At 57.8% G+C, this 20,596-nt stretch carries 17 protein-coding genes; 4 read left to right on the top strand and 13 right to left on the bottom strand.

The window, feature by feature from the left end; all coding sequences use genetic code 11:
- The first annotated feature begins 11 nt into the window (after positions 1-11).
- Together ACR0MQ_RS17445 and ACR0MQ_RS17440 are read left to right on the top strand one after the other, a co-directional pair.
- A complete protein-coding gene (locus ACR0MQ_RS17445; RefSeq protein ID WP_170634689.1) occupies positions 12-1,040 on the top strand; it encodes a lysylphosphatidylglycerol synthase domain-containing protein in 1,029 nt (342 codons plus the stop codon).
- On the top strand, positions 1,027-2,277 hold the full coding sequence (locus ACR0MQ_RS17440) for an MFS transporter (protein ID WP_170634691.1): 1,251 nt from the start codon (positions 1,027-1,029) through the stop codon (positions 2,275-2,277). Before ACR0MQ_RS17445 ends, ACR0MQ_RS17440 begins: the two co-directional genes overlap by 14 nt.
- Before the next feature lie 291 nt (positions 2,278-2,568).
- Here ACR0MQ_RS17440 and petA read toward each other — a convergent pair whose 3' ends face one another.
- The 9 genes from petA to ACR0MQ_RS17395 all read right to left on the bottom strand — a co-directional run bounded on the left by petA (position 2,569) and on the right by ACR0MQ_RS17395 (position 10,947).
- Entirely contained in the window at positions 2,569-3,117 is a 549-nt protein-coding gene (gene petA / locus ACR0MQ_RS17435; protein ID WP_170634693.1) for a ubiquinol-cytochrome c reductase iron-sulfur subunit, read from the bottom strand.
- A gap of 325 nt (positions 3,118-3,442) precedes the next feature.
- Positions 3,443-3,721 carry a DUF2933 domain-containing protein gene (locus ACR0MQ_RS17430; protein ID WP_170634695.1) on the bottom strand — a complete coding sequence of 93 codons (279 nt, stop codon included), beginning with the start codon at positions 3,719-3,721 and terminating at the stop codon, positions 3,443-3,445.
- Positions 3,718-5,052, bottom strand: a complete 1,335-nt coding sequence (locus tag ACR0MQ_RS17425) for an APC family permease (protein WP_475198682.1) — start codon at positions 5,050-5,052, stop codon at positions 3,718-3,720. The genes ACR0MQ_RS17430 and ACR0MQ_RS17425 overlap by 4 nt, the downstream gene beginning before the upstream one ends.
- Positions 5,049-7,334, bottom strand: a complete 2,286-nt coding sequence (locus ACR0MQ_RS17420; RefSeq protein ID WP_480609837.1) for a copper-transporting P-type ATPase — start codon at positions 7,332-7,334, stop codon at positions 5,049-5,051. Before ACR0MQ_RS17420 ends, ACR0MQ_RS17425 begins: the two co-directional genes overlap by 4 nt.
- Before the next feature lie 132 nt (positions 7,335-7,466).
- A complete protein-coding gene (locus ACR0MQ_RS17415) occupies positions 7,467-8,516 on the bottom strand; it encodes a YncE family protein (RefSeq protein ID WP_170417931.1) in 1,050 nt (349 codons plus the stop codon).
- 132 nt (positions 8,517-8,648) lie between these two features.
- Positions 8,649-9,008, bottom strand: coding sequence for a hypothetical protein (locus ACR0MQ_RS17410; protein WP_152460765.1), 360 nt, complete (start codon positions 9,006-9,008; stop codon positions 8,649-8,651).
- 84 nt (positions 9,009-9,092) lie between these two features.
- Positions 9,093-9,461 (bottom strand): hypothetical protein, encoded by a 369-nt coding sequence (locus ACR0MQ_RS17405; protein ID WP_157054266.1) that lies wholly within the window; start codon positions 9,459-9,461, stop codon positions 9,093-9,095.
- Entirely contained in the window at positions 9,458-10,180 is a 723-nt protein-coding gene (locus ACR0MQ_RS17400; RefSeq protein WP_331252139.1) for a TVP38/TMEM64 family protein, read from the bottom strand. The genes ACR0MQ_RS17405 and ACR0MQ_RS17400 overlap by 4 nt, the downstream gene beginning before the upstream one ends.
- A 251-nt stretch (positions 10,181-10,431) precedes the next feature.
- Positions 10,432-10,947: an EF-hand domain-containing protein gene (locus tag ACR0MQ_RS17395; protein ID WP_170417928.1), complete on the bottom strand. Its 516-nt coding sequence runs from the start codon at positions 10,945-10,947 to the stop codon at positions 10,432-10,434.
- Positions 10,948-11,119: 172 nt separating this feature from the next.
- Here ACR0MQ_RS17395 and ACR0MQ_RS17390 point away from each other — a divergent pair, with 172 nt between their 5' ends.
- Together ACR0MQ_RS17390 and ACR0MQ_RS17385 are read left to right on the top strand one after the other, a co-directional pair.
- Positions 11,120-11,845 carry a response regulator gene (locus ACR0MQ_RS17390; protein WP_170417925.1) on the top strand — a complete coding sequence of 242 codons (726 nt, stop codon included), beginning with the start codon at positions 11,120-11,122 and terminating at the stop codon, positions 11,843-11,845.
- Positions 11,842-13,239 carry an ATP-binding protein gene (locus tag ACR0MQ_RS17385; RefSeq protein WP_050605707.1) on the top strand — a complete coding sequence of 466 codons (1,398 nt, stop codon included), beginning with the start codon at positions 11,842-11,844 and terminating at the stop codon, positions 13,237-13,239. The genes ACR0MQ_RS17390 and ACR0MQ_RS17385 overlap by 4 nt, the downstream gene beginning before the upstream one ends.
- Before the next feature lie 73 nt (positions 13,240-13,312).
- Here the strand turns inward: ACR0MQ_RS17385 and ACR0MQ_RS17380 are convergent, their stop codons facing one another.
- The 4 genes from ACR0MQ_RS17380 to ACR0MQ_RS17365 all read right to left on the bottom strand — a co-directional run bounded on the left by ACR0MQ_RS17380 (position 13,313) and on the right by ACR0MQ_RS17365 (position 20,241).
- Complete coding sequence (locus ACR0MQ_RS17380) at positions 13,313-13,933, bottom strand: class I SAM-dependent methyltransferase (protein WP_170634705.1); 621 nt, start codon at positions 13,931-13,933, stop codon at positions 13,313-13,315.
- Positions 13,934-14,498: 565 nt separating this feature from the next.
- Positions 14,499-14,840: a copper-binding protein gene (locus ACR0MQ_RS17375; RefSeq protein WP_209251489.1), complete on the bottom strand. Its 342-nt coding sequence runs from the start codon at positions 14,838-14,840 to the stop codon at positions 14,499-14,501.
- 29 nt (positions 14,841-14,869) lie between these two features.
- On the bottom strand, positions 14,870-18,049 hold the full coding sequence (locus tag ACR0MQ_RS17370; RefSeq protein WP_209251487.1) for an efflux RND transporter permease subunit: 3,180 nt from the start codon (positions 18,047-18,049) through the stop codon (positions 14,870-14,872).
- Positions 18,046-20,241 (bottom strand): efflux RND transporter periplasmic adaptor subunit, encoded by a 2,196-nt coding sequence (locus ACR0MQ_RS17365; RefSeq protein WP_170634709.1) that lies wholly within the window; start codon positions 20,239-20,241, stop codon positions 18,046-18,048. Before ACR0MQ_RS17365 ends, ACR0MQ_RS17370 begins: the two co-directional genes overlap by 4 nt.
- Positions 20,242-20,596 lie beyond the last annotated feature (355 nt).

Raw genomic sequence — 20,596 nt, 5'->3', positions numbered from 1 at the left:
GAGGATGTCATATGCGGATCTTCCTGAAACGGTGGCTGCTGCCGATATTCGGCTCCGCCCTGGCGCTCTATCTGGTGTTTGCGCTCTACGGCAGCCTCGATTTTGCGCTGTTTCTGCAGGGCCTGCGCGGAGCCAACATGTTCTGGATCGCGATTCTTGCCGCCACCATCCTGCTGGAGCAGCTGATGAGCGGCTGGAAGTGGCGGCAGATCCTGTTCGACGTGAAACCGGTCGGCACCCTGCGGCTGACGGGGGCGCTACTGGCAGGTTATGGCGCAAATGTCCTTGTCCCGCTCGGCATCAGCCCGCTGGTCCGGGCCTGGCTGGTTGCTCGGCTCGACCGCTTGAAGATGGCGACCGTGCTTGCAACCGCGATCATCGCCCGGTTCCTCGACGGCGTCGTTTTCGCCCTTTTTGCCGGAGCGGTGGCCGCCGCCGGCCAGATTCCACAGATCGAGGGTGACCTGCGGCTGGGATTGAGCGTTGCGGGCCTGTTGAACCTGATGCTTTTCGGCAGCCTGCTTTGGGTTCTGTTCCGGTTCCGCGCGTCACTTCTGAGCGAAGACCCTCTGGTCTGCCGACTCTTCGACTGGGCTGCCGCCCGCATCGGGGCCGATGGCGCGTATCTGCGCACCGCGCTCGGTGAAGGGATTGTCTGGCCACAGGCACGGGCCCGCCGCATCGCCGCCATTGCCGCAGCCATTGCGGGTAAGCTGGTGGCGACAACCCATTTCCTGTGGGCCGGGCTGGCGGTTGGCGTGGTGCTGAGCGCGTGGGATTACCTGTTCCTGATGGTGTTTGCCGGGTTCGCCATGGTTCTGGGTCGTTTCGTGCGCATCCCGGCGAGCTTTGTCTTTGGGGCGGGGTTCGCGCTCAAGGTGCTTGGCGTTCCGGACGAAACCGCCCTTCTGATGATCCTGTTCAACTATGTGCTGACGATCCTTCTGGTGGTCGGGATCGGCCTGACGGTGTTGTGGCAGAGCGGCATCGACATCCGCCGCGCCCGGGCGGAGGCAGAGGCGGCGAATGGCAAGGCGTAATCCCGAAGACACGAGATTTTGGCGGATCGCCGGTGCTGGTGCGGTGTTTCAGGGCGGGTCGGCGGCGGTGGACAGCGCGACGGTAGTGGCCAGTCTGGTGCATATGCTGACCGGTAGCGCGCTGGCCGTGGGCTATGCCAGCACGGTCCTGCGTCTTGGCTGGCTGCTGCCCCAGTTCGCGGTGGGCTACCTCGCCGAGCGCACCGATCGGCGGATGCCGTTCTACGCCCTTGGTGCCTATGGGCGGGCGATCACGGTCGCGATGATTGGTATTCTTCTGTGGTGGGGGGCCGACTGGCCTCAGGTCGATTGGCCTCCGGTTCCGCTGGCGCTCGGGATGCTGGGATTGTGGACGGTCTATGCCTTTGCCAGCGGCGTGGTCGCGGTGCCCTACAACGACATCGTCGGCCGGGCGATCCCGTCCGAGCGCCGCAGCCGGATGTTGGCCTGGCGCTTTTTCGGCGGCGGTGTTCTGGCGGTTCTGGTGGCGGGCGTTCTGCGACTCGCGCTCGACGTGATGCCGCCGCTCAGGGCCTATGCGCTGATATTCTGGCTCGGCGCGGTGCTGATGATCGTCTCTGCGACGCTTTTTGTCTCCGCGGGTGAGGCCGCTACCGCTGCAAGGGCGCCACGGGACCGTCCTGCCAATCTGCCTGGATTTCTGCGCGAAGGTTTCTCGACGCTGCGGCAGGACCGCCGGTTCCGGCTGTTCCTGATCTTCCAATGGCTTGGTGCAGCGACGCTGATGGCGTTGCCGTTCTATGTCGTTGCCGCCAGCCGCAGCGGCCTCGGGGCGGCGGATGTCGGAACGCTGTTGGCGGCGCAGACTGTCGGCGCGCTGGCCTCGAATCCGCTCTGGGGCCACATCGGAGACCAGGCGGGCAAATTGCGCCTGCTGGGGATAGTGGCACTGGTGCGTCTCGGACCTCCGGTGCTGGTTTTGCTGCTTGTGGTCACGGGTTCGGGGCTGACCAGTTTCGCGGTGCTGTTCTTCCTGATCGGCGCGATGATGAACGGCGTGACCATCGGCTATCTCGGCTACTTGCTGGAGATCTCGCCCGACGACCGCCGCCCGGCCTATTCCGCGTGGTTCAACAGCTTTGCGGCCCCGGCGGCGCTGGCGCCGCTTGTGGGCGGTGTGGTGGTCAGCATGATCGCCATCGAAGCCGTGTTCATCGCTGCGATCCTGGCCGCGCTGGGACAGGTCGCGATCGCCGCGCGGCTTACACGGGGTTGAAATAGCACCTTGTTCAGGACCAAAGCGTTTCCTCTCAACCCGCAATTCAGATGCGATCCTGTCAAAAGGCAAGATGGCATGTCTAAACATGGGCGAAGCAGAAACCTTGAGCGCAGCGATTAGAATTGTTCCGTTCAGAACATGACGGCGAGGTCTCTTCTCGAAAACTCCAGAAAGCGGGGTACATGTCGAATTCCGCCACATAGCATCGCGGCGCTGATCGAGGGATATTCGAGGACTGACAAACGAACCTGGTGAGGCACGCGCCTCTGAACAAAGTTCACCGCGCCGTCACCCAATTTTGACCCGTGTGTCGGTGACGAACTCGTAAGGGGGCAGATCGAGGTTGCGGGGCGCGGGGCCTTTCCGAATTCTACCAGACGTGTCGTAATGTGAACCGTGACACGGACAGAACCAACCGTCCCAGTCTCCGGTGGGTTCGCTGCCGCCCTGCCCGAGTGGTATGCATCCCAGATGGGTGCAAACGCCAATAACTACCAGCCATTCCGGTCGCTGTACGCGCTCGGCGTCAGGTTGCGGGTCGATCATTGGTGCATCGTCTTCTGCTATCGCCAGCGCGATCCGCTCTTTAGTCCGGTGGTCTATAAAGATCGGCTTGCCTTTCCATTTAACAGTGATCCTCGTTCCTGGTCCGACACCTTCAAGATCTATGTCGACAACGGCTTGGGCGGAGATGTCTGCACTGGGGTTCATGCTGTTAACAAGTGGCCAGACCGCCGTGCCCGTGGCCACGATGGCGGCACCGCCGGTGACGAAGTATAAGAAATCGCGCCGAGTTTCAGGCTCTGAAGGTGCCTGTCTTTCAGAAAATTCAGACATATTGTTCCTCCTGTGCGTCAGGACGGGTTCATCGAATGATAGGACTCGGACGAGGTGGATCAGTCGCCTTGGTCCTCTTCTTCACCGCGATGCCCCATTCCCTATTCATCAGAGTGATCTTCGTCGGTGTCACCGTGCAATGCCTTTACAGGCAGTGCACCGGCCGTCAGGTGCAGTTCAATTGCTGCTCTCCGAATTGGATTTGCTAACATGGCAATTTCCCTTCCTTATTGGGTTACAAATTTGTTCTGATCAGTTGGCCGTTGCTGCTCCTTGTTGCGCAGTGTTCTTGCCGCAAAGCCTCCAGCCATACAGGGCGCCGTTCTCAGTGTTTGCCGTGGCCGCGATGCATTAAGAAATGCATGCCCACGCAGACCAGCAAGAACAGCAACGGAGAACTGAGCAAAGGATAGAGTGTCTCGCGGTATTCCCAGCCCAGAACAGCGGCGCCCAACGCGATCGCAATGACAACCGGGAGCCAATTACGCTTGGCACCGTTGGCCGTCTGATCTTCGGTTTTGGGCGCTTCGGCCGTTACGTCATAGCTGACCCTTTCGGTCGTCTCCTGTGTGGCGCGGGTTTCGTCGAAATTTGATTGGGTCATAGCTGATTTGCCTCCTTTTCGATGATCCATTGTTTGAGAAAGATGCGCTCATAGACGAAGACCAAGCCGATGCCAGCAACGGCATATACTACGATCATCGGGTCGGAGCGCAGCTTGAGTATTGTGAACGCGGTCAGGACTACGCAGTCCAGCGCCAGGGCGGTTAACAAGACCCATCCACGGGCTTTGATCTGACCGCGCAAGCGTCGCCAGACACCCCAATGCACCGCCATGTCCATCACCAGGTAAAAGAACGCCCCCAACGAGGCGATGCGAGACAGGTCGAACAACACCGCAAGCAGGCCCGCAATCACGACCGTGTAGATCAGCGTGTGAGACTGGATGCTGCCCGTCATGCCGAAATGGCTGTGCGGGATCATTTTCATGTCGGTCAGCATCGCCAGCATCCGGGACACAGCAAAAACGCTGGCGATCAGCCCCGAGGCCGTCGCCACCATCGCCAGCGCCACGGTCAGGTAGAACCCGCCCTGCCCCAGCACCGGCCTGGCAGCCTCGGCCAGGGCATAGTCCTGCGCCGCGCGGATTTGCTCGGGCGGCAGGCTGACACCGACGGCAAGGGCGACCAGCAGGTAGACCACCGCGCAGATCGCGATCGAGATCATGATGGTGCGCCCGACATTGCGGTGCGGGTCGAGGATCTCGGCCCCGCTGTTGGTGATGGTGGTAAAGCCCTTGAAGGCGAGGATCGACAGGGCTACCGAGGCGACGAACCCCAGCGGCGCGGCCGGTTCCGAGCCCTGAACCTGCCAGGTTCCGCCCGCAGCCCAAAGTGCGGCGATGCCGAATATTGCGATCCCGCCGATCTTGAGCGCCGACATGATGATCGACCACAACCCCACGGACCGGTTGCCCGACCGGTTCACCGCATAGGCAAAGACGATCAGCGCAACCGCGACCAAAGGCACCAGCGGTCCGCTCTCGATGTTGAACGGGCGGAGCGCATAGCTCGCGAATGTACGCGCGACGAGGCTTTCGTTGATCACCATCGACAGCGCCATCAGCAGCGAGGCCGCCGCCGCAACCGCCCCGGGCCCGTAGGCCTTGGTCAGGATCATGGCGATGCCGCCCGATGAGGGCCAGGCGTTGGACATGGCGATATAGGTATAAGCGCTGAAACCCGTCACCACGGCCCCGACCACGAAGGACAGCGGAAACCACGGCCCCGCCAGCCCGGCGATCTGTCCGGTCAGTGCAAATATCCCCGCGCCGATCATAACGCCGGTACCCATGGCGACGGCCCCGGTCAGCGAGATTGATCCGGGCTTCAGCGCGCCACTGGCGCCGTGCGTACTATGCTCGTGCGTGCTCAAATCTTCGCCCCCCGCAATCGCAGCGCATTTAACACCACTGAAATCGACGAAGCGCTCATGGCGAAGGCGGCGAACATCGGGCTGATCAGGATGCCGAAAAGCGGGAACAGAAGACCCGCCGCCACCGGAACGCCCGAGGCGTTGTAGATCAGGGCAAAGAATAGATTCTGCCGGATATTGCGCATGGTAGCGCGGGCCAGCCTTCGGGCGCGCACGATGCCATCGAGGCTACCGTTGACCAGCGTGAAGCCTGCACTTTCGATCGCCACGTCGGCGCCGGTGCCCATGGCGATGCCCACATCGGACTGCGCTAACGCGGGTGCGTCGTTCACTCCGTCACCCGCCATGGCGACCTTTGCGCCTTTCTCCTGCAGTTCGCGAATTATGCGGGCCTTGTCCTCAGGTAGAACGTCGGCTCGAATCTCATCGATACCCAGACGTTCGGCCACCGCCTTTGCAGTGCGTTCGTTGTCGCCAGTCGCCATGATAATTCGGAAACCCAACTCGTGCAGTGCTTTCAGTGCTGCAGGCGTGGTTTCCTTGACCGGGTCTGCGACGCTGACCAACCCTGCCACTGAACCATCAAGCATCACGAACATTACCGTTTCGCCGTCATCCCGGCGCGCATCGGCCTTGGCCGTCAGATCGGTCGCCTCGAGTCCGAGATCGGTGACCAGTTTCAGGTTGCCGAGCGCGACGGGGCGGCCATCCACCGTGCCTTTCACGCCTTTACCAGTCACCGCCTCGAAGTCACTGGCGTCGGACAGGGCCACGCCACGTTCCTCGGCACCTGTGACGATTGCCTCAGCTAACGGGTGCTCCGAGCCCTTCTCCAGCGTCGCAGCCAGCCGCAGCACCTCGGCCTCGTCATGGCCGGGTTCAGGTAACACAGCCACCAGCTGCGGCTTGCCCATGGTCAGAGTGCCAGTTTTGTCGACGATCAAGGTATCGACCTTCTCGAACCGTTCCAGAGCTTCGGCGTTTTTGATCAAAACTCCGGCTTGTGCACCTCTCCCCGTGGCCGTCATGATCGACATCGGAGTGGCCAAGCCAAGCGCGCACGGGCAAGCTATGATCAGTACCGACACCGCTGCGATCAAGGCGTAGGAGAGTGCCGGAGCCGGTCCCCAAACCGCCCATGCAATGAAGGCCAATACAGCGATGCCAATGACCGCTGGCACGAACCATCCGGCAACTTTGTCGGCGTATTTCTGGATCGGTGCGCGCGAGCGTTGCGCGTTGGCCACCATTTCGACAATCTGGGACAGCATTGTGTCAGAGCCCACTCGGGTTGCTTCGATCACAAGGCTACCGGTGCCGTTGATTGTGGCCCCTGTGACCGGCTCGCCTTGTACCTTTTCGACCGGAACCGGTTCGCCAGAGATCATGCTTTCGTCAACAGATGAGCGCCCTTCGAGTACAATGCCGTCTACTGGCACCTTGTCGCCGGGGCGTACGCGAAGGCGGTCACCTACCTGTACTTCTTCAAGCGGAATTTCCTCTTCACTGCTGTCAGGGCGGATAATGCGGGCGGTCTTTGCGGCCATGTCCAGCAAAGCGCGGATTGCCTTTCCTGTGCCTTCGCGTGCCCGCAGTTCCATCACCTGCCCGAGCAGAACAAGTGTAACGATAACTGCGGCCGCTTCGAAATAGACCCCAACATGGCCTTCTGAATCTCGAAAACCGTCCGGAAATATGTGGGGCATCAATACGGCGACAACGCTGAACAGCCACGCGGCCGAAACCCCCATGGCAATCAACGAGAACATGTTCAGGTTCATGGTGCGAAACGAATTCCACCCTCGTTCCAGAAATGGCCAACCGCACCAAAGAACAACCGGAGTGCCAAGTATCAGTTCAATCCATAGGGTTGTTCGCTCACCAAAAATCTCTCGCACACCAGACAGCCCAACGTAGGGGCCCATCGTGAAAACCAAAAGTGGAAGCGTCAGAATCGCACCTACCCATAGGCGCCGAGTGAAATCCACCAGTTCCGGGTTCGGCCCCTCGTCCACCATCGCCGCGCTTTCCAGCTCCAACCCCATGCCGCAGAGTGGACAGGACCCGGGATGGGTTTGCCGCACCTGCGGATGCATCGGGCAGGTATATACGGGTCCGTCATAGCCTGTCGGAACGATGTCATATTCACCGTTCTCGTCCGTCGCGCCATGATGCGCGGAATGGTGGTGATGCGCATGCGCATCCACCTCGCCCTCGGGCACAAGGTGCATCCCGCATTTGGGACAGTCGCCGGGCCCAGATTGACGCACGTCAGAATGCATGGGGCAGACGTAAGCGACCTCGGTCGGGCCGTTCGCGTGGATTCTGATGTCGTGGTCTTCTGTCATGTTCTGCTCCCTGGTTTAAGCTTTGGTCGTAGAGCCGTTTAATTACGCAATGCCGGGCACAGTCCTTCAGGGCAGAACAACCATCTGGTGGCCCTCACCCAGTATCGGCATTTCGGTAATAGCCGTCAGGCTGACTTGATCGACGATCCAGACCTTCGGTTCGGTTCGGCTTGATACCATCACTTTGCCTGAGTTCGGTATGGTCGTCAGGTGATAAGGTGCCGGTGACAGGTTGGTCGAGCGCTGTTTGCCCGTAGCAAGATCAATCGACAACAACCGGTCGGTGCCTTTGGCGGCCACGAACAGTACGCCCTCGCGGTCGGACAGGCCGATCCCGTGCAACTCGCCTCCAATGTCATAGGTTTCGGTGACAGAACCGCTGGCAAGATCTACGCGGAAGGCCTTGCCACCATCACTGTCGGCTACGAAGGCGGCGCTGCCGGTGGCGTTAAGTACAAGATGCTCAGGGCCTTCGCCGACGGGCATGTTGCGTACGACGAAGCCTTTGACGACATCCACTTCGCTAAGTGTACCATTGCCGGTATTGGTGACATAGACCCTGTCGCCGTCAGGCGCGAATACCGCATAGTTGGGCATTGGCCCGGTTGCTACGAAACCAAGGAAGCTGAGCTTATCGAGATCGACGATCGAAATACCGTCACCGCCCGGATGGGTCGCCACCGCGAACCGCCCGTCGGGCGACACCGCAGTGTGATGCACCGCACCTGGAACCTCGATCTGGCGGACGACCTCGCGTGTTTCCGCATCAAGGATCGTCAGCAGGCTCCGCCCCTTGTCTTTGGGCAACGCAGTGACATCGCGCTTGGCGTGGTGCGCAGCGTGTTCATCCTTGGACATACCTTCGGGTTTTGGTGGCGTTGTGGCCTCGGTTTCTGCGTAGCTGCCCGCGACCAGGTACTTAAAGCCGGGCGCGCCGGCCAGCCCATGGACCGCCACGAGCCTCGGCAGCCGCTCGACGGTCTTGCCGGTTTCGGAGTCGATCACCAGAACCGAGTCCGCGCTGCCTTCGGGAATGAACACGGTTGCCGCCAGCGTGAGCGAAGGCGCAGTCAAAGCTGCGACGGACAGGCCTGCGGCCAGATTGAACAGGGTCATTTAGGTTTCCTTTCGTCAACTGAAACGCGCGCATTGGCGGGCACGTGCAGAAAAATCCGGTAGATGACGGCCATCAGGAAGGGCGTCAAAAGCAGGGTCAGAGCGATGGCCTTCATGGCTTTGTCCTTTCAATCAGTTGAGTTTTGTGCGAGCCGCAAAGACATTGAACAGTCCGCCGAACAGCAACGCGGCGTACCAGCCGTAGAGAAACGCCCATAACAGTCCCAACAGGAATGAGGGCAGGCTGAGCCAAGTCATTCCGGGCATCAGGCCGATCCAAGCCCGGTACATGGCAAAACTTGGAAAGATCAGGTCAAAGGCCACGCACAGCAGGTAGGTTGCGGCCAGAAACAGGCTGAGCGCCCAGCCAAGGGTTGTCACCGGAACACCGGGATGATGTTCTTGTGTCCCCATCACACAGGGGCCACAGGTCAGGCGCAACAGTGCGAATAGCACCACGCCCGTGACGAAAAAGTACAGAATGGTAAGCATGGTAAGTGTCCTGAACTGAGTTGGGCCGCAATCAACGGCTTGGGCAAGACCCCGGAGCGATTCCGGAGCCATTGCCGGTCACGTTCAGGACAGGTTTGGCGGATGTGGTAGTGGTGCGACCGGCAGGCTTGCGCGTGGCCGGAACCGTTCTGGCGCCACGGGCGTAGCAATACGCATCGAGAGCAATTCAGGTGCCGCCATAACTGCCATCGCATAGCAGCCCGGGTGCACTGAGCAGTCTAATTCTTCTGATGGATGAGACGCGGGATACCCACCGCTGTCATCGATCACAAGCTCGGCCTGGGTGGCGGCCTTCGCGATGTCATGCCCGGCATGGGACGGCACAACAGAGATCAGCATCGAAACCACCAACGCACAGATCAACAGGACCTGCAGCCGGCCCATGGCTCGGGCCGTCCGTGTCGCAGTTGATATCCATTGTGCGCGGATCACTTAGGGTTTCCTCCATTCTCCAACAGTTTAGGGCCGCTTGGACCGGTCGCATTGATCTGGCTCAATTCGTGGTCTGAAGAGCCAACAGGCATCTTGCGTTTCCAAGCCAACCAGATAAGTGGCGCCCCCGTCAACAGCCCAAGCCCGATAACCGCAAGGCTGGTGCCGCCTGTCGCGGTTTCGGTAATCTGGCTGCCCAGATGGGCCAGAACGAAACTGGCCGGCAGGAGTCCAGCCAAGGTGGCCAGTGCGAACCGCCAAAATTGAAGTCGGGTCAGACCGGCGGCATAGCTGACCATGTCGAAAGAAACGAAAGGCATCAGGCGGCTGGTGAACACGGTCAACATCAGGGCATTCTGCGATCCAAGCAACCCCAAGTCCAGCTTGTCGCCGAACCACTGGCGCAGCGCGTCGCGCCCCAACCAACGGGCTATCAGGAACGCCAGCAGCGCCCCCAACTCCGCTCCGATAGCAACCAATGCGGTTCCCAGCCCATGCCCATATGCCACCCCGGCAGCGACAGCGATCGGAGCGCTGGGGATTGGGCTGGCAACCACTGCGGCTGTCATGAAGCCGATGATGACAACGGGTCCGAACGGGCCGGCCCAATCCACCCACGCAGTAATGACTTCGCGCGATAGTCCTGCGTCCAACGCGCCAGACAGCCACAACCAGATGGTGGCGATCAGCAACGCGATCAAAACCGCGATGAAAACCAAACGGCTATTGCTGTGCAGGCCCTCCAGCTTTCGTTCCTCCTATGACATAGCCCTCCACCCCTAAACGGGAGTGACGGATTCCGAGGTCACTTAGCGATGTATTTGATCAGCGCTACGATCGCCAGAACGATCAACACTGCGATCAGCAACATCCAGATCATTCCAAACCCCATTCCAGCGCCATAGCCCATCATCGCTTTGTTCCTCAGTGGTTTGTGCCGAGTGCGATGACCCGGCTACACGGTTGCGTTTCAGTTGTTGGTTTCAGAAGCCTTTGTCACAGGTTTCGAGGCCTTCATGCCGTGTTTCGGCGACATCGTCTTTGCGCCTTTCTCGATTTCCCCTGTGGTCACAACGCCATCGCCATTGGCATCAAGATGCTGAAATCGGTCCACCATGGTTTCGCGGATCATCCCGGAATGCAGCGCTTCGAACTCATCAATCGACAGGTTGCCATCTCCATTGACGTCATGCGCCTGCATCCGGGCCTTCAGACCTTCGGCGATCTCAGATTCGCTCGGGCGACCGTCCTCGTCCATGTCCAGAACCGCCAGCCAGTTGCCGCCCATCATCTGGCCATGCATTTTCACCATCATTTGCATCATGCCTGCGTGATCGCCCATCATGCCGCCGGGCGCACCCTGCATCATGCCGCCCTCATGGCCCTGCATCTGCGCGCTGCTGCCATGCTGACCGGCGGCAAGCGCGGGCAGCGCCATCAAAGTCGCGGCAATGGCTCCAGCGGCCAGCGTGAAGGTACGTTTCATGACTTTCACCTCTCGGGTTTTTGTTTCTACACAAAGCATATGGCCGCCCTCGGTCGCGCCACCACCCCCCTGCTCAACCCGGTTTGTATCGTTGTGTCGCAGCCCGCCCAACTGATACAAAGGGATACAAAAAAGCCGGGATTTGTACCGCGCCGGGGCTTATGATTGCGCCATGACTGAAGCACCACATATCTTGATTGTCGACGACCACCGCGAAATCCGTGATGCTGTCAGCCGCTATCTGGAAAAGAATGGGTTGCGCGCCAGTACCGCGCGCGACGCAACCGAGATGGACGCACGACTGGCGGCCGGTCGGATTGATCTTATCGTACTCGACATCATGATGCCGGGCGAAAACGGATTGTCGGTCTGTCGCCGCCTGTCCGCGGCCGGTGGCCCGCCGATCCTGATGCTGACAGCCCTCAGCGATGACACCGACCGTATCGTGGGTTTAGAGATCGGCGCCGATGACTACCTGCCCAAACCATTCAACCCACGTGAATTGCTGGCCCGGATCAAGGCGATCCTGCGGCGTTCCGAAACCACCGTCCCCCCGGCTGGCGATCTGAGCGGCAAACGGATCGCCTTTGGAAGCTGGGTTCTGGATGCCGACAGTCGCACCTTGATATCCGCCGAAGGGGCCGAAGAAAGTCTGACCACCGCCGATGTCCGGCTGCTGGCCGTATTCCTGCAGCGGCCCCGCAAACTCCTGTCGCGAGACGAACTGCTGGATTTGACCGCCGGCCGCAGCCCGCACTTGTTCGACCGTACGATCGACAACCAGGTCAGCCGCTTGCGTCGCAAGATCGAAGCTGACCCAACGCGGCCGAAGCTCATCACCACGATAAGAGGTGGCGGTTATTGCCTGTCGACCGACGTGAGCGAGCTTACGGGATGAAAGCCTTTGCCCAAAGTCTGCGCGGTCAGCTTATCCTTTTGATCATCGCCGCGCTGGCTGCCGCGCAACTGGTCAGCCTGTGGCTGTTCGTCGACGAACGCTCAATGGCAGTGCACATGGCCCTTGGCCTGGAAACCGCCGGACGCGCCGCAAACATCGCGCGGCTGATTGAAGAAGCTCCACCCGAGATGCACGACGCGATCCTGCGGGCGGCAAGTTCTCCACTGGTGCGTTTCAGCCTTACAGATACGCCCGCAGTCGATCACACCGGACATAGCGCTGGTGGGACGGTCGAAAACACAATCCGCAGAATTCTGCCAGGCTATGAAAACCGTCCCATCCGGGTAGAGTTGCATGAGTTCTCTCCCGATATGCTGCCGGTTGAAGGTGTTCCGTCTACAATGGCTGAAATGCACATGGCAATGATGCGTGATCACGTTTCCGCAATTGAAATGCAGCTGTCGATCGCTCTGACGACCGATCAATGGCTCAACGTGGATACCCGGTTCCATAACCCTCCTCTGCAATGGCCTTTGCAGTCCTTCGTCAGCTTCGGTTTCACTGCAACTTTAATTCTTGGAGCAGCCATTTGGTTTCTACTGACACGGCTGACCGGCCCGTTGCGCCGCCTGTCACTGGCTGCAGACCAGTTTGGTCGCGGTGAAGACGTCCAGGAACTGACGGTTTCTGGTCCGACCGAGGTGCGAGATTTGACGCAGGCGTTCAACCATATGCGTGATAGGCTGACTCGCTATGTTGCCGATCGGACCAGACTATTGGGGGCGCTGGGTCACGATTTGCGGTCGCCACTGACGGGATTGCGGGTTCGCGCCGAACTGGTGGAGGAAGAGGAGACCCGTGACCATCTGATCGAGACCATCGAGGAAATGCAGGAGATGGTGGACTCCACCCTGTCATTTGCCAAGGGCGTGGCCACGCGCGAACCTTCCAGTACCGTCCCAATTGGTGAATTCGTAACCAAAACGACCGAAGACATTGTGCAAGCCGGTGACACGGTTGAAGTATCGGTCGCAGACAATCCGGCCGTCACGCTTCGGCCGATGCTGATGAAGCGAGCTCTACGCAATATCATTGAAAACGCCTGCCGGTATGGTGCCCGGGCCAACGTCTCGGTCATGCAAGAGGGGAATGAGGCAAAAATATTGATCCAGGATCAGGGGCCCGGCATCCCCGAGCATATGCTCGATGCGGTATTCGACCCATTCGTGCGGCTTGAAACATCCCGCTCGCGAGAGACTGGCGGAACCGGCTTGGGGCTGTCGATCGCACGTACGATCATCCAGTCGCACGGTGGCACGATAGAATTGCTAAACGGGGAAACTGGCGGCTTGTGCGCTAAGGTGGTTCTGCCAGTTTTTGAGGGCCAAACGTAACTTGTGAACACAATCGGCACGTTCTGAAAGCTTATTGGAAGCGCACCGCTTTGGGCCAGTATCAGGTGTGGGCTCAAACGCAGCGGCGGAGAACACTGAACTGGAAAGACTGACTTTCCCCCCAAGGGGTTTGGTGCAGGTGATGGCGATGCGCGACGAGTTCAAAGTGGTCTTCGAAAAGCACGGCGATATCGCTCGGACTATAGCGGGCGACCGGGAGACCACTGCAAGTCTCCGGCCCATCAAGTGCAAACGTAGCAATGATCACATGGCCGCCAATTTTTACCCCTCTCTTCACGCTTTCCAGATAGGCCGCGCGTTGCGACGTATCCACGAGAAAGTGAAAAACCGCCCTATCATGCCAGACGTCATATCTGCGATCGGGGACCCAGGAAGTTATATCTGCGGAAATCCAAGTGACTGTTTCAGCGGCGCGCCCCAACCTTTCCCGGGCCGTGTCCAACGCGACCTGCGATAGATCGAGAACTGTCACGTCATGGAGCCCCTTCGCAAGCAACGCTCCAGCAAGACGAGATGTACCTCCACCAATGTCGATGACGGATGAAGGCTTAGACACTCTGATCAACTCGATGAGTTCAAGCGATATCTCTGGATCATCCTCGTGCCAACTCAATTGGGTGTCAAACTTCTCGCCATAGACATCGTCCCAGTGCTCTCTTGTGTTAGCCGTCATGTCGTATCGTTTTCCCAAGTCATCGCCCTGGAGATATCCTCATTTTGACCGCTCCGCGCTGCGTTTTCGACTGGAGCAAAAACCAACAAGGCAACGCTTCAGACAATTCGATGCTGGTTCGTTGAATGGCCGCATGAAGTCAGCTCGGCGACATTGTAGTACACACATTCCAATAGTGAAATGTTTTAGGTGGGATTTGCTTGTCGGTCAGATTTCCACTGGGCTGCGCAAGTAGCTCCAGAATTTTGCGCAGTTTAACTGCAGTGGCGCGGGCCGGAGACACCGAAGCGTTGGCAGTTTGTGTACTGCTTGCCTGGATTGCTCTGTTCAATCAGTATAGCCGGAAGATTTTCTGAGCTTTGGGGCTTCAATCAGTCAACGAATTGATTAAAGCGCCTTTAACCGACAATGGACTGATAACTTTTGAGCAGAGCCACAGATCGTTGAAATACGATTTGGTTCTTGAGTGGCTCCTACTCCATTTCTCTTAGTTCATAGAATTTCCTACAGTCCTTGAAACGGCGAACAATCACATCATTGGTGAATAGCTGCCGCATCAACAGACTCAGTTTTTCATGATCGCGCCGATCGCATACATACCACCATCGCTTTTGACCAACATCAGTGTGACTTCGTCACCGGCGCTAATCTCACCCATCATCTGGGCATTTTCAAGAAGCTGCAAATCCATCGTCATCGCGGGCCACCCGATCTCGGGGATCGGATCATGGCTGACGTTAGCGGTTTCGTCGCCAATTGAGTTCACCAAAGCTTTTGCGTGAACCGCCCCTTCCATCTGTTCGGAAGACATGGACATGTTGGAATGGTCCATGCCCTGGTTCGTTTGCGCGATGCTGGTTGTCGTAGACACGGCCAAAAGGGCCACAATAGCAGTCAAAGTTTTCATCAGATGCTCCTGTTTCAAGGTTGTGGGTATCATTCTGCCGGAAGCGCAGGGGGCACTTCCTGGATCGTGTGGGAGATCTCTCGGTTCACGCGATTGAGCGCGAGCCGTTTCCAAATCACGAATATTGCGGGAATGACGAAAAGCGTAAGAAGGGTCGCTGTCACCATGCCCCCAATCATCGGCGCAGCGATCCGCTGCATGATTTCAGAGCCTGTACCGGTGCCGTACATGATGGGTATCAGTGCTGCAAAGATCGTGGCTACAGTCATTACCTTCGGCCGAACCCGAAGAACGGCGCCTTCGAACACCGCGTCTTCGATATCGTCACGTGTCAGCTTTCGCTGTTCCGATTGCGCCAGCCCACGACGTTTCTCCCAAGCAAGATTGAGGTACAGCAACATGACAATCGCTGTTTCCACGGCAACTCCCGCCAGCGCGATGAAGCCCACGAGCACAGCAATTGAGATATCGAAGTTAAGATACCATAAGAACCAAACCCCACCTGCCAATGCGACCGGAAGCGCCGCAAGAATTATCCCGACCTCAATCACCCGATTGAACGCCAAGAAAAGCATGAGCGTGATGATTAGCAGGGTTGCAGGAGCAACGATCGTCAGCCTGTCCTGCATTCTCTCAATGTACTCATACTGCCCCGACCAGGTCAGCGAATAACCCGGAGGCAGGTTGACCTTTTCTGCAACCACCTCTTGTGCTTCGGCCACATAGCCGCCCAGGTCGCGCCCTGCGATGTCGATGAACACGAACCCAGTTCGTCGAGCGTTCTCTGATCGTATCATTCCCGGCCCGTCAACTATTCGAATATCGGCGAGAGCGGACAGTGGCACATGAGCACCCGACGGCGTGACGACAGGAAGATTTTCGAGCCGTTCCGGGCTGTCTCGCCATGCCTGAGGGTACCGAAGGTTTATAGGAAACCTCTCCAGCCCCTCCACAGATTCCGACACTTGCATACCGCCAATTGCGGTCTGCACTACGTCCTGAACTTCTCGAACACTCATCATGTATCGGGAGGCGGCATCACGCTTGACGTCGATTTCGATGAAACGCCCGCCAACAGGTCGCTCTGCGTAGGCGGAAGCCGTCCCTTCAATATCAGCGACCGCACGTTCTACTTCGATCCCTATATCTGTAATGACCTCCAAGTCGGTGCCGGATATTTTGACACCGACAGGTGTACGGATACCGGTTGCAAGCATATCGATGCGGTTCTTGATAGGTTGGATCCAAACATTTGTGACGCCCGGAACCTGAACAATTCGATCGAGCTCATTCCGGATTTTCTCCATTGTCATGCCGGGTCGCCATTCTTTTTTCGGCTTGAGTTGGATAGTGGTCTCCACCATCGTTAGAGGTGCTGGATCGGTTGCAGTCTCCGCACGCCCAACTTTACCGTGAACAGTTTCGACTTCAGGCACGGTCGCGATCAGACGGTTGGTCTGCTGCAGTACCTCACGGGCTTTTCCCGTCGAGATCCCGGGGTAGAAGCTCGGCATGTAGAGAAAATCACCTTCGTTCAACTCGGGCATGAATTCAGAGCCAATTCTCTGGTACGGGTACCACATGGACGTCACCAGAACGCCGGCCAACAGTGTTGTTGCCCATGGCCAGGCAATTGCCGCGTCCAGAAATGGGCGGTACACGAACACGACCAAGCGATTTAGCGGATTTTTTCGCTCCGGTAGAATACGCCCCCTTACAAAGTAACCCATCAAGACCGGAACCAGCGTTATCGAAAGGATGGCGGCTGCAGCCATGGCGTAGGTTTTGGTATAAGCGAGTGGCGAGAAGAGCCTACCTTCCTGATTTTCCAGAACGAAGACAGGCAGAAAACTAACCGTGATGATCGCCAGAGAATAAAAAAGTGCTGGTCCCACCTCAGACGCGCACTCTTGCACAATCCGCCATCTGTTCTCTGCTGTGAGCTTTTCTTTTTCCAACCGCCTGTGCATCGCCTCGATCATCACAATCGATGCGTCGACCATCGCACCAATAGCGATGGCTATGCCGCCGAGCGACATGATGTTTGCGTTTACTCCTTGCGCCTTCATCAGAATAAATGCGGCAAAGATTCCCAGAGGGAGCGACAGAAGAATTACGAGGGATGACCGCAGATGAAGTAGAAAAGCCGCGCACACAAGAACAACGACGATGAATTCCTGCGTCAATTTCTTCTGGAGGTTATCGATAGCGCGCTCAATCACACCAGATCGGTCGTAGGTCGTTATGATTTCGACCCCTTCCGGCAGGTTTGAACGCAACTCTTCTATGCGCGCTTCCACCGCTTTGATCGTCGCTAATGCGTTCCCACCCCATCGCAGGATGACCACTCCGCCAACCGCGTCTCCTTGCCCGTCGAGCTCCCCGACACCACGGCGCATTTCAGGCCCCAGGCGGATTTCAGCGACGTCTCCAAGCGTCAGAGCGGCGCCGCGCTCGTTGACCATCAATGGCGCGCTTGCAAGGTCTGACAATTCATCGATGTAGCCCGATGACCTGACCATGAATTCGGCTTCACCCATCTCAATGACGCTGCCGCCCGTCTCGCGGTTGGCCGCCTGAATAGCCGTCCTCAATTGTGCAAGTGTTATGTCATAGGCACGTAGTTTGTTTGGGTCGACGACGACCTGGTACTGTTTGACCATTCCGCCGATGGTGGCGACTTCTGAGACGCCTTCCACGGCTTGTAATTCGTATTTCAGAAACCAATCCTGCAGAGTCCTGAGCTGAGCCAGATCATGATTTCCGGTTCTGTCAACCAGCGCATACTGATAAATCCACCCGACCCCAGTCGCATCTGGGCCAAGTTGTGGTGACACGCCTTCAGGCAAGCTGCCGGTAATCTGGCCCAAATATTCGAGCACACGCGACCGAGCCCAGTAGAGGTCCGTCCCGTCCTCAAAGACGACATATACAAAGCTGTCTCCAAAGAACGAGAACCCGCGAACGTCTTTTGCACCGGGTACGGCCAATAGGGCTGTCGCAAGTGGATATGTGATTTGGTTTTCGACAACTTGAGGTGCTTGCCCGGGATATGGCGTGCGAACAATTACCTGGACATCCGAAAGATCCGGGATTGCATCAACCGGCGTCTCACGAATGGCCCAAATACCCGCAACTCCTATCATGAATGCGAGGGCCAAGATGACGAACCTGTTGGCAAGAGAAGAACGAATGATGGCCGTGATCACTGCGTAACACTCCCATCAAGCGCGACCTCTAACAGCGTCATCGAAAAGTCGGGATTGCGGCGAAGGATCAAAGAAACATCAATCCCTACAGGCAAGTTAGAAACCTCAATCCCCTCCGCAACCGGGAAATCCATGGTCATGCCCGGCATGCCGATCTCAGTCATCGGACCGTGTGTTACATTCGCGGTCCGCGCGTTTGCGTCGATACTGTTAATCCGGCCAGAAACCTGAAGCGGCGGCGCAATAGGCGTTGCCTCGGCCAATACCATTGTCATGCCATCTGCACGCGCGAAAGTCAGAGTCATTTCAGAACCGACTTCGAGCATGTTAGGGTCCAATGACGGCTCTAATGGGAAATCCATGGTCATCCCCGGCATACCAATCTCAGTCATCGGCCCGTGAGTGATGCTTGCAGTTCCCGCCTCAGCATTAACGAGGTTGATCGTGCCGGTGACCACAATCGGTGGAGCAGAAGGCGTCTTGGTTTCTTCAGGTTCAACAGAATCCGTTGGCGTGGAGCCCTCTTCGCGAATTGCCACAATCGAGAACATCCCCCCTTCTCCCTCAGCCAGATCAAACTCAATTGGCATGCCGATAGGCACGGTAGTGAGATCTACTCCGACAACCGACAAATCCATTGTCATGGCCGGCCAACCGAGCTCGGGGATTGGTCCGTGCTCAAGCGTCAATTTGCCATCGGAAGTGACGGCGCGCGCAACACCAGCTCCAGTTCCGGCAATACCGTCGTCCGGCGCAAGCTCCATCAGGCTCAGAAGCCCATCCGCACCCCGCGCGATCACGAAAGCAACCGCGTCGCCAGCATTCAAACGGTCGAGCGAAACACCAGACCTAACCGGAAACTGCGAAGTCATTGCGGGCCAATCGAGGCTTTCGAGAACATCGTGACGAACAGTTGCCATACGATTTTCGGCATCGAGTGAAACCAGGGTGCCTGCCCCGCGTGCTGGTTCGGTATCCGTTGGTGCCATTCGGGTGAAACCGGCGCTCAAAGCACTTTCACTGTCGATTAGAAACTGTGCGGATGCGACAACTTCCTCACCGGGTTCAAGCCCTTGCAGAACTTCTGTTCGACCCCCCTCGCCGAAACTGTCTCGAAGACCTGTGGTCACCAGTCTCGGGCGAAAAGTACCATCGCCTGTTTTCAAGATGACGCGTTCCGCCGAACCAGTACGAATTAGCGCCTCTGATGGAACAGTGAGAACATTCCGGCTTTCATCCGGTATAAGGCTAACGCTGCCAAACATGCCCGGCCGAAGAACGCCGTCGGTGTTATCGAAACTCAGTCTGACGGGAAGAGTTCGGGTTTGCGGATCAAGCTCAGGGTAAACATAGTCGATTTCGCCTTCGAAGGTGCGACCGGGTAGGTGCTCGAACCTTGCTATTGCGCGCATGTCCTCCGACAAACGTGCAATATCTCGTTCGAAAACATCGACGATCAACCATACTTCAGAAAGATCGGTGACCGAAAACGCAAGCGTGCCTGGCTGCAGGTACATTCCATCAGCGGCATTCAGCGCTATGACAACACCGTTTTGAGGCGCCTCAATTTGCACATTTCGAACCAACTCACCGCCCGCCTCGATCTCTGCAACCTGACGTGCGGACATACCGTGGCTGATCAACTTATTGCGCGCCGCGTCCAAAATCCGCGGGTCACCGGCTTCAACTGCGCGTACAAGATCGCCGGTCGCAGCTGCGATCAATGGTGAAAAGAGTTCAAATAAAACTTGCCCCTTCTCAACCCGATCACCGACCGCGCGAACTTTCAGTTGCTCAATCCAACCTTCAACACGCGTATGAACGTGATTGGTCAGGTGTTCGTCAAAGCCGACGAAACCCACCGTCTCGATGCGAGGTTCGATATCAGTCATGCGTGCAACCGCAGTCCGCACACCAATTGCGTTGATTTCCGCAGCGCTTAGGGTGACTTCTTCAGGGTCGCCGGTAGGTTCCTGCCCAGAATAAACCGGGATCAAATCCATACCCATCGGCGATTTTCCAGGTCCAGGCTGCCGAAAATTCGGATCCATCGGTGCTACCCAATAAAGGACCTCTGGTTCGTTCGACTGGCCCTGATCAATTGGATTCAGGTACAGTCTTTCAAGAATGACACCTCCACCCAGGCCAAACGCCAAGGCAAGTACTGATAGTGCCGCATATCTTCCACGCATAATAATCTCCCGACGGTCGCATTGAATGCTGGAACCGAAACAACATGAATGCCCGCGCTTGCGGGCCTGAGGATGTCAGGAGATTTGAGGAGGACGATCGGGAGTCAGAGGTCCCTGAGACAGATGGGTTTCCGAATCCATGTTTCGGTTTTGCTGCCCGAAAGCTGTAGCCAACACAGCAACACTCACTTGGGTAGGATATTCACCAACGCAGCAGATGCCGGAATGACATTCTCCGCTGTGATTTACGTGGCTATCAGTGTGGATTTGGCCAGTCGTCGGATGCAAACCGCTATGGTCGTGTTTGAAGTCTGATGACTTTGCAGCCATTGAAACGCCGTGAGGCTCAGAGGTG

This window comes from Ruegeria sp. AN6, assembly GCF_056540425.1.
The sequence above is the reverse complement of the archived record's forward strand: the minus strand, read 5'-3'. Positions and strand labels throughout refer to the sequence as shown.